The organism is Okeania sp., from assembly GCF_035285525.1.
Taxonomy (GTDB): domain Bacteria; phylum Cyanobacteriota; class Cyanobacteriia; order Cyanobacteriales; family Microcoleaceae; genus Trichodesmium.
Map to the genome: position 1 here is coordinate 1 of NZ_JAYKGW010000213.1, position 14,268 is coordinate 14,268.

The 14,268-nt window shown below is 34.8% G+C and carries 12 protein-coding genes and 1 tRNA gene; 6 read left to right on the top strand and 7 right to left on the bottom strand.

Annotated elements, in window-relative coordinates:
- The first annotated feature begins 319 nt into the window (after positions 1–319).
- On the top strand, positions 320–1,393 hold the full coding sequence (locus VKJ25_RS20190; protein ID WP_324238439.1) for a glycosyltransferase family 4 protein: 1,074 nt from the start codon (positions 320–322) through the stop codon (positions 1,391–1,393).
- A 315-nt stretch (positions 1,394–1,708) separates the two neighbouring features.
- Here the strand turns inward: VKJ25_RS20190 and VKJ25_RS20195 are convergent, their stop codons facing one another.
- Both VKJ25_RS20195 and VKJ25_RS20200 read right to left on the bottom strand, forming a co-directional pair.
- On the bottom strand, positions 1,709–2,143 hold the full coding sequence (locus tag VKJ25_RS20195; protein WP_324238440.1) for a mannose-binding lectin: 435 nt from the start codon (positions 2,141–2,143) through the stop codon (positions 1,709–1,711).
- Positions 2,144–2,285: 142 nt separating this feature from the next.
- Positions 2,286–3,653, bottom strand: coding sequence for an RNA polymerase sigma factor (locus VKJ25_RS20200; RefSeq protein ID WP_324238441.1), 1,368 nt, complete (start codon positions 3,651–3,653; stop codon positions 2,286–2,288).
- A gap of 376 nt (positions 3,654–4,029) precedes the next feature.
- On the opposite strand from VKJ25_RS20200, the gene VKJ25_RS20205 reads away from it, so the two are divergent.
- The gene (locus tag VKJ25_RS20205) at positions 4,030–4,509 is read left to right on the top strand and encodes a CRR6 family NdhI maturation factor (RefSeq protein WP_324238442.1); all 480 of its coding nucleotides are present in this window, start codon (positions 4,030–4,032) and stop codon (positions 4,507–4,509) included.
- A gap of 414 nt (positions 4,510–4,923) precedes the next feature.
- Here the strand turns inward: VKJ25_RS20205 and VKJ25_RS20210 are convergent, their stop codons facing one another.
- Both VKJ25_RS20210 and VKJ25_RS20215 read right to left on the bottom strand, forming a co-directional pair.
- Positions 4,924–5,883 carry a glycosyltransferase family 9 protein gene (locus VKJ25_RS20210; protein WP_324238443.1) on the bottom strand — a complete coding sequence of 320 codons (960 nt, stop codon included), beginning with the start codon at positions 5,881–5,883 and terminating at the stop codon, positions 4,924–4,926.
- Positions 5,884–6,181: 298 nt separating this feature from the next.
- The gene (locus VKJ25_RS20215) at positions 6,182–6,496 is read right to left on the bottom strand and encodes a DUF6679 family protein (protein WP_324238466.1); all 315 of its coding nucleotides are present in this window, start codon (positions 6,494–6,496) and stop codon (positions 6,182–6,184) included.
- Positions 6,497–7,307: 811 nt separating this feature from the next.
- On the opposite strand from VKJ25_RS20215, the gene VKJ25_RS20220 reads away from it, so the two are divergent.
- The 4 genes from VKJ25_RS20220 to fba all read left to right on the top strand — a co-directional run bounded on the left by VKJ25_RS20220 (position 7,308) and on the right by fba (position 12,282).
- Positions 7,308–9,062, top strand: coding sequence for a CapA family protein (locus tag VKJ25_RS20220; protein ID WP_324238444.1), 1,755 nt, complete (start codon positions 7,308–7,310; stop codon positions 9,060–9,062).
- Between the two features lie 334 nt (positions 9,063–9,396).
- Positions 9,397–10,269, top strand: a complete 873-nt coding sequence (locus VKJ25_RS20225) for an aldose epimerase family protein (RefSeq protein ID WP_324238445.1) — start codon at positions 9,397–9,399, stop codon at positions 10,267–10,269.
- A gap of 271 nt (positions 10,270–10,540) precedes the next feature.
- Positions 10,541–10,612 (top strand) — tRNA-Lys (locus VKJ25_RS20230).
- A 590-nt stretch (positions 10,613–11,202) separates the two neighbouring features.
- Positions 11,203–12,282, top strand: a complete 1,080-nt coding sequence (gene fba, locus VKJ25_RS20235) for a class II fructose-bisphosphate aldolase (RefSeq protein ID WP_324238446.1) — start codon at positions 11,203–11,205, stop codon at positions 12,280–12,282.
- Positions 12,283–12,359: 77 nt separating this feature from the next.
- Here fba and VKJ25_RS20240 read toward each other — a convergent pair whose 3' ends face one another.
- The 3 genes from VKJ25_RS20240 to VKJ25_RS20250 all read right to left on the bottom strand — a co-directional run bounded on the left by VKJ25_RS20240 (position 12,360) and on the right by VKJ25_RS20250 (position 13,944).
- Positions 12,360–12,647, bottom strand: a complete 288-nt coding sequence (locus VKJ25_RS20240) for a DUF433 domain-containing protein (protein WP_324238447.1) — start codon at positions 12,645–12,647, stop codon at positions 12,360–12,362.
- Between the two features lie 577 nt (positions 12,648–13,224).
- The gene (locus VKJ25_RS20245; protein ID WP_324238448.1) at positions 13,225–13,398 is read right to left on the bottom strand and encodes a hypothetical protein; all 174 of its coding nucleotides are present in this window, start codon (positions 13,396–13,398) and stop codon (positions 13,225–13,227) included.
- Positions 13,399–13,791: 393 nt separating this feature from the next.
- Positions 13,792–13,944, bottom strand: a complete 153-nt coding sequence (locus tag VKJ25_RS20250) for a Uma2 family endonuclease (protein WP_324238467.1) — start codon at positions 13,942–13,944, stop codon at positions 13,792–13,794.
- Positions 13,945–14,268 lie beyond the last annotated feature (324 nt).

Here is a 14,268-nt window from a genome sequence, read left to right on the forward strand (position 1 = left end):
ATCCACCATCCTGGGGGCGGGTTTCTGTAGGGGCGGGTTTCACTGATTAGTTAACGGCTTTCACATTCAGCTAAATAAACCCGCCCTCAATAATATAATCCACCATCCTGGGGGCGGGTTTATGTAAATCCTAGAGTCAACATAAAAATTTCTGCCTACCATCCTGGGGGCGGGTTTATGTAAATCCTAGAGTCAACATAAAAATTTCTGCCTACCATCCTGGGGGCGGGTTTATGTAAATCCTAGAGTCAACATAAAAATTTCTGCCGAAACCCGCCCCTACTATTTTTTTGAATTGAAAATTTTTACCTAATCAAAAATGTCTAATAAACTTCTAATTAACTTATCAGTATTAATCCCAAAACCAACCGGAATATCCGTATATGCTAATAACATCCTACCTCAACTTCAACAACTTAATCCTACTCTGCTAACTCCTCATAAAATTCCTAATTTTAACTGCCATTTAATCCCCAATAACATGACACCCGATCAGGGAACCAAAGGTCATTTACGCAGACTACTTTGGACTCAATTTCAACTCTCAAATATCTATAAAAAATTACCAGGAAATCTACTTTTTTCTCCCCTTCCAGAAGCGCCATTATTTTCTCAGTGTCCTTATATTGTCATGGCTCACGATTTAATTCCTTTACGTTTTCCTAAACCTGGTTCTCGCTTAACTGCTTATTTCAAATATTATATTCCCCAAGTATTAAACCAAGCAGAACATATTATTTGTAATTCTCAAGCAACCGCAAAAGATATTACCGATTTTTTCCAAATATCCCCTCAAAAAATTACTCCTATTCCTTTAGGTTATGACTGTCAAAAATTCCAATTTTTAAACTTACCTACGCAAAATTACTTTCTTTATCTCGGTCGCCACGACCATCATAAAAATCTGCATCGCTTGATAAAAGCTTTTGCGAATTTACCTAAATTTTCCGAATATGAATTATGGCTCGCCGGACCTACAGATAATACCTATACCCCAACATTAAAAACTCAAATAAAAGAACTAGGTTTAACAAAATTAGTCAAATTTCTAGACTATGTTCCTTATTCAGAATTACCAATAATAATTAATCAAGCGATCGCTTTAGTTTTTCCTAGTTTGTGGGAAGGATTTGGTTTTCCAGTCTTAGAAGCAATGGCTTGTGGTACTCCAGTTATTACCTCTAATATTTCATCCTTGCCAGAAGTTGCTGGAGATGCAGCTATTTTAGTTAACCCGAAAAATGTTGGAGAAATAACTGATAATATGAATATTATTGCTAATGATCAGAAGGAGCGATCGCGACTAAGAAATTTAAGTTTGGCCAGAGCTAAACAGTTTAGTTGGAAAAAAACTGGTTTAGCGACCAGGGAAGTAATTCAGAAGATGATATAACTGGTTTTTGACCAAAAAAATAAGGTCTCAACCTTTCCACTTTAGTTGGAGGTACTGATAACTGATAACTGAAAGGAGCGATCGCGCCTCTTCACCTTAAGTATAGCTAGAACTAAACAGTTTAGTTGAGAAAAAACTGGTTTAGCTACTAGACAGATAATTTAGATAATTCTAAATTAAGGTTTAAGTTTTTTAAGCGATCGCTCCTTTCTTTTTTAGGGAACGTAAATTAACTGTGTCATTTTAAAACCCAGTTATATCATGTCCAGATAAAATGGCTATATAATGCTTGTTAACCGCTAAAATTGATTAGAATTACTCGTACATCAAGGTGCCATTACGATTAGTAATGTGATCGTCTAGATTGATTACAACTGATACCCATTGTTGAGCGCGTGTTTTACATTCACCAACTAGAAAACTAGGGCCAGATAATTCAGTAAAGCGGCAAGTCTCAATGAAGTTAGATGGCTGCCACACGAGATTTCCATCAACATTTTCTATATACGGATTCAAGTCGATCCCTGTTGGATTTGAAGTATAACCATCAGCCCTATAGCAAGTTGAAGACAGAAGTGAACCCATAACGTTAGAGTTGTAGCAGCTTTGACTAAAATCACCTAATGCCCAAGCTTGGTTAGCGAACATACCAAAGGAAATTGCAACAGTAAATAGGAAAGCAACTACAGCTTTGAATAATCTGTTTTTCATAACAATCAACTTTTCTTTCTTACTAGAGTAAATAATCAAGGTTAGCCAGATTACCTTGGTTTAAGATTCTCTGGTTTGCTTTTGAGGTTTCTTTTAAGTGCCTCTGCAAGAAAGACGATCTGGGAAGGCAGTTTCTGATTTTTTTTTGCTAACTCACAGTAACTTTACCAAACCAAAAACATTACCCTCCTGTATCCATCAACGATCTATGCCAAATCCACCGAATATTCTTCAATGAACTCTGAACATTCAGGAAAAGTTTCATCTCTCCCATTAACAGAGATATTAACCCAGATTTAGTATTATTCCCTGTCAAACTCCACCACATAACATACGGTCTCAACCATCGCGTCCGATCTCTTGATAAACAACAGACAACAGCTTTTTTCTGGGAACTTTTGCTAGCAGTCGCTCGGCAACAGGCAACACACAAAAAGGTAGAAATTTTTGTAGATATTGGGTAGTACACAAAAAGACTTTTCTGGGAATCTTTCCTTGTAGATCCCATAGATAGTCTAATAAAATTATTGGTTTTCTGAAGATGTCTATTATCCTTTGACTTTACCAAACTTTTCACGCACCCATCTTTTTCTACCTCAACTACCTCTACTTCAGTTAATTCTGTAGCAGTGTCCTGAATCTCCCAATCCACTTGCTCCCTTGACTCAACAGCACTCTCTAATTTTTCTGCCTCAACTACGCGATCGCCTTCTGCCTCTACCAATACTGTTTCCCTTTCCCGAATAGTCTGACTTAAATTATCCCCTCGCCCCACAGAAGTATCCACAAACTCAGACTTGTCCGCCTCTTCTAATGATCGAGAAATAAAATGGTCATCAAATTTAGGGCGATCGCCAGACAATTGTTTTGTCCCTACCTCGAACTCTTTCTTTTCTTCCGACTCAATACTCTGCTGCTTTTCCTTATTTTTCCTTGGGGTAGACAACTTCTCACCCCTACCTGCTGTAAAACTTACTTTCTCCTCAGTCCCCAGAAAATAGCTACTCAACTTCTTTTTAAGTTCTTTTCTCGCCAAATATATCCGCCTGCATACATTATCGTAGGATATCCCTTGCCGTGACGCAATTTCCTTATAGGTAAGCTCTTCATAAAAATGCAAAATAAAAGTCCCACGCAACCTTTCCGGTAAATTAGTGATCGCCCGTCGAGTCTCAATAGACCTCTCCTCTTTCTCCAGACGACTCTCTGGTGACTCCACCGCAGAAACCATAACCATCTCATTACTATCGCCTACCCATTCAATAGTGTCAACGCCCCTAGCTTTTCGAGAACGTCGAATAATATCAATACAGAGATTACGAGTCAACTGTACCAGCCAAGCCTTAAAATTAGCAATTTTATCCCCGAATTTTTGCACCTTTTCCCAAGCTTTCACCATTGCCTGACTGAGAACATCTTCCGCATCAGCGTGATTAAAGTTCATCAACCTAAGACAGCACACATATAGCAAATCTTTATGTTCAGTCCATTGCTGCCAAAACTGACAAACCAGATCGGGATTGCTCCTATCGGTTAAAGCAAAGTCCATTATATGTCCTCTTTCATCTGCAATTATCCATCTACACAATGTAGACGTACAGACATTCACTTATATGACCGATCAAAGTTCATATAATTTCAACTTTTCTTTGTAGTCAAAATCAATCGGTGATTAGCGATAATGCACAAGTAAAATCATTTGTCAATCTGATGAAAATAAAATATAAAAATGTATAGATATTAAAATATTTTATACTTAAACAAATTCTAATTATTATCTGCCAAAAATCTAATCAAAGTTCTTGTTGTCCAGGCCAAATATTTTTGGGGGGTTATTTAAAATCCTGATTACAAAAAAACTTCTTTACGTTTCTCATCCGACAGCTTTCATATTTAACTTGATTAAAATTATCCTAAGAGTTATAATGACAATTACAATTACCCTTAATACTGAAAACATTCATAACTTAGATTTATCCCCAGTTGAAAATCTAATTTCTCCCATCCTAAATGAAGGAGCGATCGCCTCTTCTGAACAACAGCTTAATTTTGTCATTAACTATCAGCAAGACCCTCAAGATCCTAGGGAACTTTCAGAAATTCCAGAAGTACGTTTATGGTTTATCCGTTTAGACAGTCGTTATCCTTGGCTACCATTTCTGCTCAACTGGAAAGAGGGAGAATTAGTTCGTTATACTGCAATGCTTGTCCCCCATCAATTTCATCGAACCGAAGGTATCCAATATAATCCAGAAGCATTAGAAATATTTCTCATGCACAAAATTTTTGTCTTGAGAGACTGGTTAAAGAAACAGAACATTTCTAGTAAATCTAGATTAATGTCTATATCTCAAATGTTAGGGTATGATTTAACAGAAGAATTTTTTGTATCAATTCCAGAATAATATCAGCGCCTAATTTGGAGAATCAGGTTCTACCATAAAAAAAGAGCGAAAACTCCTAGTTTGTAGGTAGAGGGTTTGGAGACCAAACCCCTACAGTGTTTAATTTTACCGATACTATCGAATTTAATATAAAAAAATTGCTTTTTTCTATACAATTGATTTTCTGATAGGTAAGAAAAATGATTTTTACCTATCAATAATGGATAATTAATTCATTCTGGGGAAGATTCAATAATTATCAATTATTAATTATAGTAATCCTAAATAGCTTGTAAGATTTTATCGTTGGGGTTTGGTTTCCTTTCCCCAAGTGCTAAGGGATTTAGAAACCAAACCCTACAACTTTTTCTCACATCTCATTCCTGATTGCTATGTTAATTATCAATCATCAATTATCCATTATCAATTAATCAACTATCCTCCCCACATTTTCTGTAATACTTCCTGGGGTGAAATATCCGCCATCTTCCCTGTAGAAGACTTAATCGCCACTATTCTGTCACTATTCGGTAATAATTTCTTCGGTTCCGTTGGACCAAACAGAGCCAGAGTATATGTGCCAACTGCAACTGCTAAGTGCATTGGGGCACTATCGGTACATAACATTAAATTAGCTGCAGCAATCATAGCAGCTAATTTTCCAATATCTCCAGGCATAACTACTTTTACATCCGGAGCAAATTCTTTAATTTCATTGACCCAGACTGCATCTTCAGGACCTTTCACTATTACTACAGGCAAGTTAGGTTGTTTCTCCTGGACATCTGCAATAATCTCCTGCCAATAATTGGTAGGATAAATTTTGTCAATACCCTTAACCTGAGCTAATTGACTTGAACCACCATGAATTAAAATATAGCCACTTTCTGCAATTCCTAATCTTTGCTGTTCAGCTTCGGCCCACTCAATATCCATTTTGGGGACATTAATTGATATTCCAGGGAAAGGAGTTGTAATCTTCATCCCTTGCAACAAATCATGGTACATCTGAGCAGCATATTGTTCAGTCTTCAGAGGTATAGGATCCGAGAGAAATATCGAGCCATTACCCCCATAACCCACCCGTTTAGGAATACCTGTCAACCATAACAAAAGGCCAACAGTCCAACGTTGTCCCAGGGAAATTACCGCTTCGTATTCGCGATCGCGCATAATACCCAAAAGGTTGCCCCAGTCTGCGAGACTATTGGCATCTTTAAAGTCATAGGTTAGGACATCCCGCACGGACTGAGAAACCCGGTATGCACCTTTGGAGCGAGGTTCTACAATTACATCAATTTGAGATTCTGGGTAGAATTTTTTTAGGTCATCCAGGGTAGGAAAAAATAAAATTTGGTCGCCTATTCCACCAGGGACAAGGGCTAGTATTCTCATGTTTAAAGGATTAAAGTTAATTATTAGTTCAATTTTAAGAGAGTTATGGTAAAAATTATATTATGTAAATACAGTTAAATATCTTAAGTCTTGAGTAATAATTTCAGAATTTATTTATAATTTTTGGTTGGTTACAACCTATTTAGGATTGCAAGATAAAGTATTTTTATATTGCAGCCAGATAATCCACTGCCATAGTTTAGTAAGAAAAATAATGACAATACATGAGTATGAAAATGCACTACTACTAAACTATTAAACGAAAATAACCCAATTATTAATTATTTATCTTTTTGAACTATTCTGGTTGATTTGACTCTGGATAGTTATTACGAATTTGTTCAGCTTCTGGACAATCTTCAGATACCAGAGGCTCAACATTACCCCTAGGAACTGAGGATAATTTTTGAGTAATAGCCCCTATACTTTCTAAACGGACCATTTCTTCCCAAGAACAGATTTCATCTTCTTCATCTGTTTCGTAGCGCATCGTTACTAAGTCTCCCTCTATATCCAAGATTTTTGCTTGTTCTATCCAACGCTGTTGGTCTCGCAAGAAAATACAGACCTCACGACCATCACAACAAAGTTGATATATCTTGCGTTGTAGCATTGGCTTTTTATACTCCCAATTAATAATTTGGTCAAATGTATTTTTCAATAATTAGGGTTTGCTGATTAAATCTAAAAGCATTAACATCTAAAGGTTTTAGCCTCATAACAACAGAAAGTGCTGTATTAATATTTTTGCCAAGATTCTATTATAATGTTGAACTTGCAATCCCAAGGAATTATTTTAGCAATATTTTTGACATTATGAGGCTAAATCTAGTAGAACTTAGAATTTAGAATAGGGCAGATTTAAGCTTTTTGCTGAAAAGTTTACCATAACTGATACAAAAAATGTAATTCTCTCATTCCGAACCAAAGTGTTTATGTTTCATGTGCGTAGCAAAGCAGTCCCTCAAGATACGAATTTCAGACAGCCAAAAATTGTTCCTAATTTGTAAGTTTTATATGTATCATTATTTTGGTTATTTTTAGATTTATAAGTTTGACATAAATTATAGCAATCCCAAATCATTTGCAAACAAAAACTATAGGGATTTAGTCTCAAAATTCTATCTTATGTTCAGGTTTAAAAACTCATATATTGACTAGGGTGACACAGCTAAAAATGTAGTGGCACCTCAAGTCTTAAATGTTACTTTAGGAAAAGGTAATTTCAGTTATCAGTAGAGAGTGAACCTCTGACTAAATTCGGAGGCTGGAAATACTGAGTTAAAAATTTTTCATCCCCGAACCAGGGGAAGCTTTATACCTCTTTTTTTTGGTAATAGAATGCTAATTTTTCAAATTTCTGAACTATTACTACCTACTCCCTAAGATAAACTAATCAAATAGAATTACTATATAAAACAGATATGAATTACACACCAACTTTAGCCAGAATATCTCTTTTTGAATTAGCACAATCTGGTGATTTTCAAGCTATTAGTCACTGGATAAATCAACAACTAAAACCCCAAGGAATTTCAGCTCGTATAGCTAAAGAAACTACTGGATATCTACAAATTTTAGTAGAATTTCAACGTGAACCTTCCGTAGATAGATTAATTCAATTTATCTGCCATAAACTTTGGCAACTCAATTCTCCTGTACTAAAAAGAGTAAACATTGCCGGACGTTTCCGAGGTTCATCTAATATACTTTGGAAACACTCTGTCAAAATTAATTTATCTGCCAAAAGAAACTTAAATAAACCATCTAATTTAGCAAATAAAACTGATAATATTAAATTCAAAACATTTCGTTCTTTGATTTTAATTGGTTCAACAGTAGCAGCTTTTATTTTAGGTTGTTGGGTAAGTTATTATGGAGTTATCCTTCAATATTCCAGTTCTGAGGTCGAAACTGCTACCGAAAAAGTAAAAGTAATTAATCATAAAAAAATAACTAATCCCAAAGATCCTAATGTCACCTTAATGTTTGGTGGAGATGTTAATCTATCCAATCCAGTTTCTAATGCAATGCAAGGAAATTATCAGTTACCTTTTGCCAAAATGGATGAATATAGAACAGCAGATTTAACTATAGTTAACTTAGACAATCCTTTAGCTCATTCCACTCTCAAAAGTGCAACTCAACCCAAAGAATTAACCGTCAATCCTAACTATGTTAAAGTATTAAAATCAGGAGGAATTGATCTAGTAAATTTAGCTAACGATCATACTATCGACTATACAGAAAAAACTTTAGAAGAAACAATAAAAACTCTAGAACATTCAGGCATTCATTCTTTAGGAGCTGGTAAAACCATAGACGAAGCCAGAAGGCCAAAAATTATTAAGGTTAAAGGCCAAAAAATTGCATATCTGAATTATTATGATACAGATGTTCAATCAAACACTACAGGCGTTAAAGTTAATATTAGCAATAGGGATAGGATATCCTCAGATATTCAAATTCTCAGAAAGCAGGTAGACTGGATAATTGTTAACTATCATTGGGGAGTTGAATTATCAGAATATCCTGGAGATTGGCAGATGGATATAGCTAGAATGACAATAGACCAAGGTGCTGATTTAGTAGTAGGACACCATCCGAAAGTATTGCAGGGAGCAGAAATTTATCAAGGGCGACCTATTATATATTCTTTGGGTAATTTTATTTTTGGAGATACTTCTAACCAAGAAAGTGATTATGAAACAGCGGTCTTGAAAGTATCCTTAAAACCAGGTAAAATGAAAGTTGAGTTTTTACCAGTAGTGGTTAGTCAATATCAACCTCAAATTGTCAAAGGTGAAAAAGGAGAAGAAATTCTCAAACACATTTCTCAAATTTCTAGTGCTTTTCATCAACCTATGAGAACTCCTGTAGAAATAAATCCAATTAATAAAGATTTTAATTTTGTTGGTATTGACTCTCTTTCTGGAGAAACAAATTCTCAGAATTTATCAACTCCAACCTTACCTAAATTACCTGAAAAATCTTCAGAATATAATGGAAATTCTATAAACTCTCCTGAAAAGAATTTAGAGGAAAAATCAGGTATTAATAAAAACAATATTTCTCTAACACCGAAATTAAATTCTCAAGGAACTTCCCAAGAAATAAAAGATTCTTTTATTGAAAAACCATTCATCAAAGAACCTTTTATTGAATTACCTCGTTTATGAATTTAATCAAAATTATAATAAGTCTTCAGCTATCAGTTATCACCAAAAAATTTGGTCTAAAATATCTGTTTTCAGAAGGTTAAAAGCGGTCGTTTCACTTTCGCTGCGCGACATGAAACCCCATATTCAATCGACCAATAAAAAAATAAACTTCCATATTTCAAGGCTCTTGCTTTCCTACGGAATACTCAGCAAACAGCCATAATTACTGATAACTGATAACTGAAATAATCTCTCCTATAAGGTTAACATATTATTACTGAGAGCTGAAAGCTAATAGCTGAATGCTTATCCTAAATATTAAATAGTAAATTCCTAAATTTCCATAAAAATTGTGTTTGCCATTGCACTGCAACAAAAAAAATATAAAACTTATACTCTCTCTGATTTAGCATTTAATTCTAGTATTAATGTAGTGCCAGAAAGAGGAGGAATAATTACCAGTTGGTGTGTGAAAAATCAGGAACTACTTTTCCTAGATTCCGAAAGATTTGATAATCCAGAATTAACTATTAGAGGTGGAATACCTATCTTGTTTCCTATCTGTGGTAACTTATCAAACAACAGATACAAATATAATCGTAATAATTACTTTATCAAGCGACATGGATTTGCACGAGACCTACCTTGGCAAGTTGTAGAAAATTCAACCAAAGATAAAGCTTCCATAACTCTAGTTTTAATCAGCAATATACTAACCAAAACAGTTTATCCATTCGACTTTAAACTTACCTTTACCTACCAACTCAAAGGTAATTCTCTAGAAATACTTCAAACTTATGCTAACTTAAGTAATACGGAAAGGATGCCATTTTCCACAGGACTCCATCCTTATTTCCTAGCTCCAAATAAGGAGCAACTCCGCTTTCATATTCCTTCCATGCAATATGTGGATCAGAAGAAAGGGACTCTACATGATAATAATTGCAAATTTGATTATAAACTGAACGAAGTAAATGCAATATTTAAAAGACTAACAGGTTTGGCCACAACTGTCTACGATCAAAGTCGTGGTTTGAGAATTACAATGAGTTATAGTTCTGCATACTCAACTCTTGTTTTCTGGACAGTTAAAAATCAGAATTTTTACTGTTTACAACCCTGGACAGCTCCTCCTAATTCTTTAAACACAGATTATCGTGTGGTTTATTTAGAACCAGGGTCTTCTTGTCAAATGGTAACTAGACTAACGGCAATATTTGTGTAATAGTTGGACTTTTTACTTAATAACCTGGGACACTGTTGATTGATTCCCCAAATCTGGACATAAATAAAGCCAAAAATTCATTTTTTCTGGCAAGTTGTCACAAAATATAAAATTTTTCTGCAAAACTATTGCAATATTTATTGTTACTATGCTAATCTTAGTAATTGTGAGATAAAAAAAGAGTGCAGCGGTTCTAGAACAACTAAAGTATTCTGAAAATATCAAATTCATCTACAGGAAAAACTTAATTCCTGACCTCAAATATAAATTAGGGTTGCTAGCTCAACGGTAGAGTACTCGGCTTTTAACCGATTTGTTCCGGGTTCGAATCCCGGGCAACCCATTGAATAATTAATAATTATCTCTTCTTATAAATTAAGATTCTAGTAGTGGACTGTTTCATCTAAAATGGTGCAATAGCTAGGGGCGGGTTTCTCAGGAAATTTTCCTAGATTTCTAGGATTTATACAAACCCGCCTCTGAAACGGTAGCTTATATCACTAGGGGCGGGTTTATCTAGTAAACCCATGAAAAATCGTTCTACGGTCGTATCGCTGCGCGACATGAAACGCATTTTTGTTATGCAACGTCCCTACTTGCAAAACCCGCCCCTACGGTGTCTTCCTAATGCACCATTTAAGATGAAACAATGCAGTAGGGTGCTTTAGCAAAGGGTAACGCACCATTCTCCAGGAAAGCTTTACCTATCCCACAGATTACTTAATAATTAATTATTTATGTGATTTTTGAATTAATTTAATAGTGATGCGTTACAGCTAGGGCCTAACGCACCCTACAAATCAGAAAATAAAATATAAAAATAATATTAATAGACAGAATCTTCATTTTGTCTTAAGATTGTTGTAGAAATTAAGCTTAAGTAAACCAACTTACTACAAGCTAATAACAAAAAAAATATTAGGAGGAAAAGGTATGGCTATCGTACCAATGCGCTTACTGCTAGACCATGCGGCAGAAAATGGTTATGGCATCCCTGCATATAATGTTAACAATATGGAACAAATTCAGTCCATTATGCAGGCTGCAGATGAAGCAGACAGTCCTGTAATTTTACAAGCTTCTCGTGGGGCACGTAAATATGCTGGAGAAAACTTCTTACGCCACTTAATTTTGGCCGCAGTAGAAACTTACCCTCATCTTCCTATTGCTATGCACCAAGATCATGGTAACTCTCCTTCTACTTGCTATTCCGCTATGCGCCACGGTTTCACTAGCGTCATGATGGATGGTTCTCTAGAAGCAGATGCTAAAACTCCAGCTAGCTTTGAATATAACGTTAATGTTACTGCTGAAGTAGTTAAGGTTGCTCACTCCATTGGTGTAAGTGTAGAAGGTGAACTAGGTTGTTTAGGTTCCTTAGAAACTGGTATGGGTGATAAGGAAGATGGACATGGAGCAGAAGGTGTCCTAACTCATGACCAACTTTTAACAGATCCAGATGAGGCTGTACAATTTGTAGAACAAACTCAAGTAGATGCTCTAGCAGTTGCTATTGGTACTAGCCATGGTGCTTATAAATTTACTCGTAAGCCTACTGGAGAAATTTTGGCGATTAGTCGCATTGAAGAAATTCACCGTCGTCTACCTAATACTCACTTAGTTATGCACGGTTCTTCTTCTGTTCCTGAAGATTTGTTGGCTATTATTAACCAGTATGGTGGTAAGATTCCAGAAACTTACGGTGTACCGGTTGAAGAAATACAAAAAGGTATTAAGAGTGGTGTTCGTAAGGTGAATATTGATACTGATAACCGCTTGGCTATTACTGCTGCTATTCGTGAAGCTGCTGCTAAGGATCCTTCTAACTTTGACCCTCGTCACTTCTTGAAGCCTTCTATTAAGTACATGAAGCAAGTATGTTTGGATCGTTATGAACAGTTTGGTACTGCTGGTAATGCTAGTAAAATTAAGGTTCAAACTTTAGATGAGTTTGCTGCTAAGTATGCTAGTGGAGAATTAGCTGCTACTACTAAGACTGCAGTTTCTGTGTAGTTTGTGAGAATTTTTTAGTTTAATTTCTCAATTATTTAATTGTTTAATGAGAAGTCTTTTAGGTAATTTAAGGCTTCTCATTTTTTTTCTAATTTCACTTTAGCAAGTTCTTGATATGTAGTTTGTTTGTCTACTATATCTTTGTCTATTTCTTCTCTATTAGTATGATAATAAGTTAATGCTGCATAAATTTGAGTTATTGTTAAATGATTTAATCTTCTGGCTATTTCTTCAACATTTTTCCCTTGATTATATAAACCAGCAATTCTACAAACCAATGTTCGAGTTCCTGCAATTATAGGACGACTACTATTAGAGTTAGGGTCAATAGCTATCAATGTGCTAATGTCAGTTATAGTTGCCAATATATTCTCCTTAAATTATCACAAATATTAACTACAATCTTCGATAAAATTCTAAGATTAATACACTTTATATTATCTTTAATTTAATTTAGTAAGCAGGCACAATTACCTCAATTTCAGTCTGTCAATTAAAATCATCTTCATTAAACGTATAAATAGCGCTTACCCCATGGTACTTCATAATAACAATGTGCATTAAATAAAATACTCTAGCCTTCTTTATAGGATTTATTTTAAGCAATTAAAACCATTGCTTAAATATCTGATTTGAAAATTTGAGAAGTTTTATATTGGGCATTTATTGTGTCTTCAGCAGTCAGAGGATTAGCGATAGATTTGGAACTGGTAACAACCGCATAAAACTCAGCAATAACTTGAGGTGATAGACAGAGAACTTCTGTTTTGCTAGGTCTTAAAACTTCTAAAGCTGCCCGATGTTTTTCTAAATTTTCTTTACTTCAATCAATTGAATATACCAGAATATTAGTATCTAAGTACCGTTTTATCTTGTTATTCGATACCATAAATATTACTTCTAGTTAGAGGTTCTTTGACTCCAATATCAGCAACTAACCAATCAAATTCTTGATGAAGTTGCTGCAATTCTTTTCGTTCCTTCATCTTCCTGTTGATTGAGATTTTGTGGAGAATTATTCTTTTGAGAAATAACCTTAAAAGCTGCAATAATTTGTTCTACTATAGCAATTTGTCTGGGAGTTAGACCTGTGACATCTATAACTTTATTTTTCATCATTATCCTCCTTAAAATTGATTATTTCTTGCCTTCCTTTATCAGTATTTAAGTTTATTAGGACTTACGGATGAACGTTGGTAGGGTGTATTTCGCTACGCGATATGAAAAGCGGAGCGTAACGCACCAATACTCTATATGTAGTGCCTCCCGTGTAAGTCCTGTTTAGTAAATTGGCAATCAATCATATTTTGTCGTCAATTTAGTGACAAAATTTTTATATTCTGAAGAATTTAATCCCCGTTGTAAAATTGCCAAAACTTTGGCTAAATCTCCTGTAATCAAAACTGCTTTATCCAACCATAATCCAGGAAAATATTCACTACAAATAATACCTTTTTCATTTGGTTTAAGTTTAACATATTTACCTTCTTTTAAGCGAAGCCAATCAAATTATCCATCATAAAATCGCCAAACTAAATATTCTTGAACTTGATTACTTCGATAAGCTTTTAACTTATCATGTAGATCGATAGAAGCGCTACTAGCTGAAATTTCTACGATTAATTCTGGCGCACCTTCTACATAACCATCTTTCCTATCTATTTACTTGAATTAATAGATGATTATTCTTACTGGTTGGATTTATTTTTTAGATATTGATATGCTTTTGCTTTCGCAAGAGTAATAATATGTTCTACCACTAAAAATTTATCAAATTCGCCTTTTTCTTCTATTGCTGCCCTCCTGGGAGGAGTTAGGGGTGGGTCTCCATTTTTGAGCGATAAATTAGGTTTTCTATTTGCTCTTTTGTTGGCTCAGAATATTAAAATTGAGTCAAACTTTCTGGGGTTATACCTCCAGCGATAAATTCAATAAATTCATCATAAACTTTGGTTGTTTGTATGGTTGTATTTATCATCATAAATT

Excerpts from the sequence above, each read along its gene's own strand:
- VKJ25_RS20210 (WP_324238443.1), bottom strand. The coding sequence starts at position 5,883 with ATGAGAATACTAGCCCTTGTCCCTGGTGGAATAGGCGACCAAATTTTA.
- VKJ25_RS20245 (WP_324238448.1), bottom strand. The coding sequence starts at position 13,398 with ATGAAAAATAAAGTTATAGATGTCACAGGTCTAACTCCCAGACAAATT.
- VKJ25_RS20200 (WP_324238441.1), bottom strand. The coding sequence starts at position 3,653 with ATGGACTTTGCTTTAACCGATAGGAGCAATCCCGATCTGGTTTGTCAG.
- VKJ25_RS20205 (WP_324238442.1), top strand. The coding sequence starts at position 4,030 with ATGACAATTACAATTACCCTTAATACTGAAAACATTCATAACTTAGAT.
- VKJ25_RS20220 (WP_324238444.1), top strand. The coding sequence starts at position 7,308 with ATGAATTACACACCAACTTTAGCCAGAATATCTCTTTTTGAATTAGCA.
- VKJ25_RS20215 (WP_324238466.1), bottom strand. The coding sequence starts at position 6,496 with ATGCTACAACGCAAGATATATCAACTTTGTTGTGATGGTCGTGAGGTC.
- VKJ25_RS20190 (WP_324238439.1), top strand. The coding sequence starts at position 320 with ATGTCTAATAAACTTCTAATTAACTTATCAGTATTAATCCCAAAACCA.
- fba (WP_324238446.1), top strand. The coding sequence starts at position 11,203 with ATGGCTATCGTACCAATGCGCTTACTGCTAGACCATGCGGCAGAAAAT.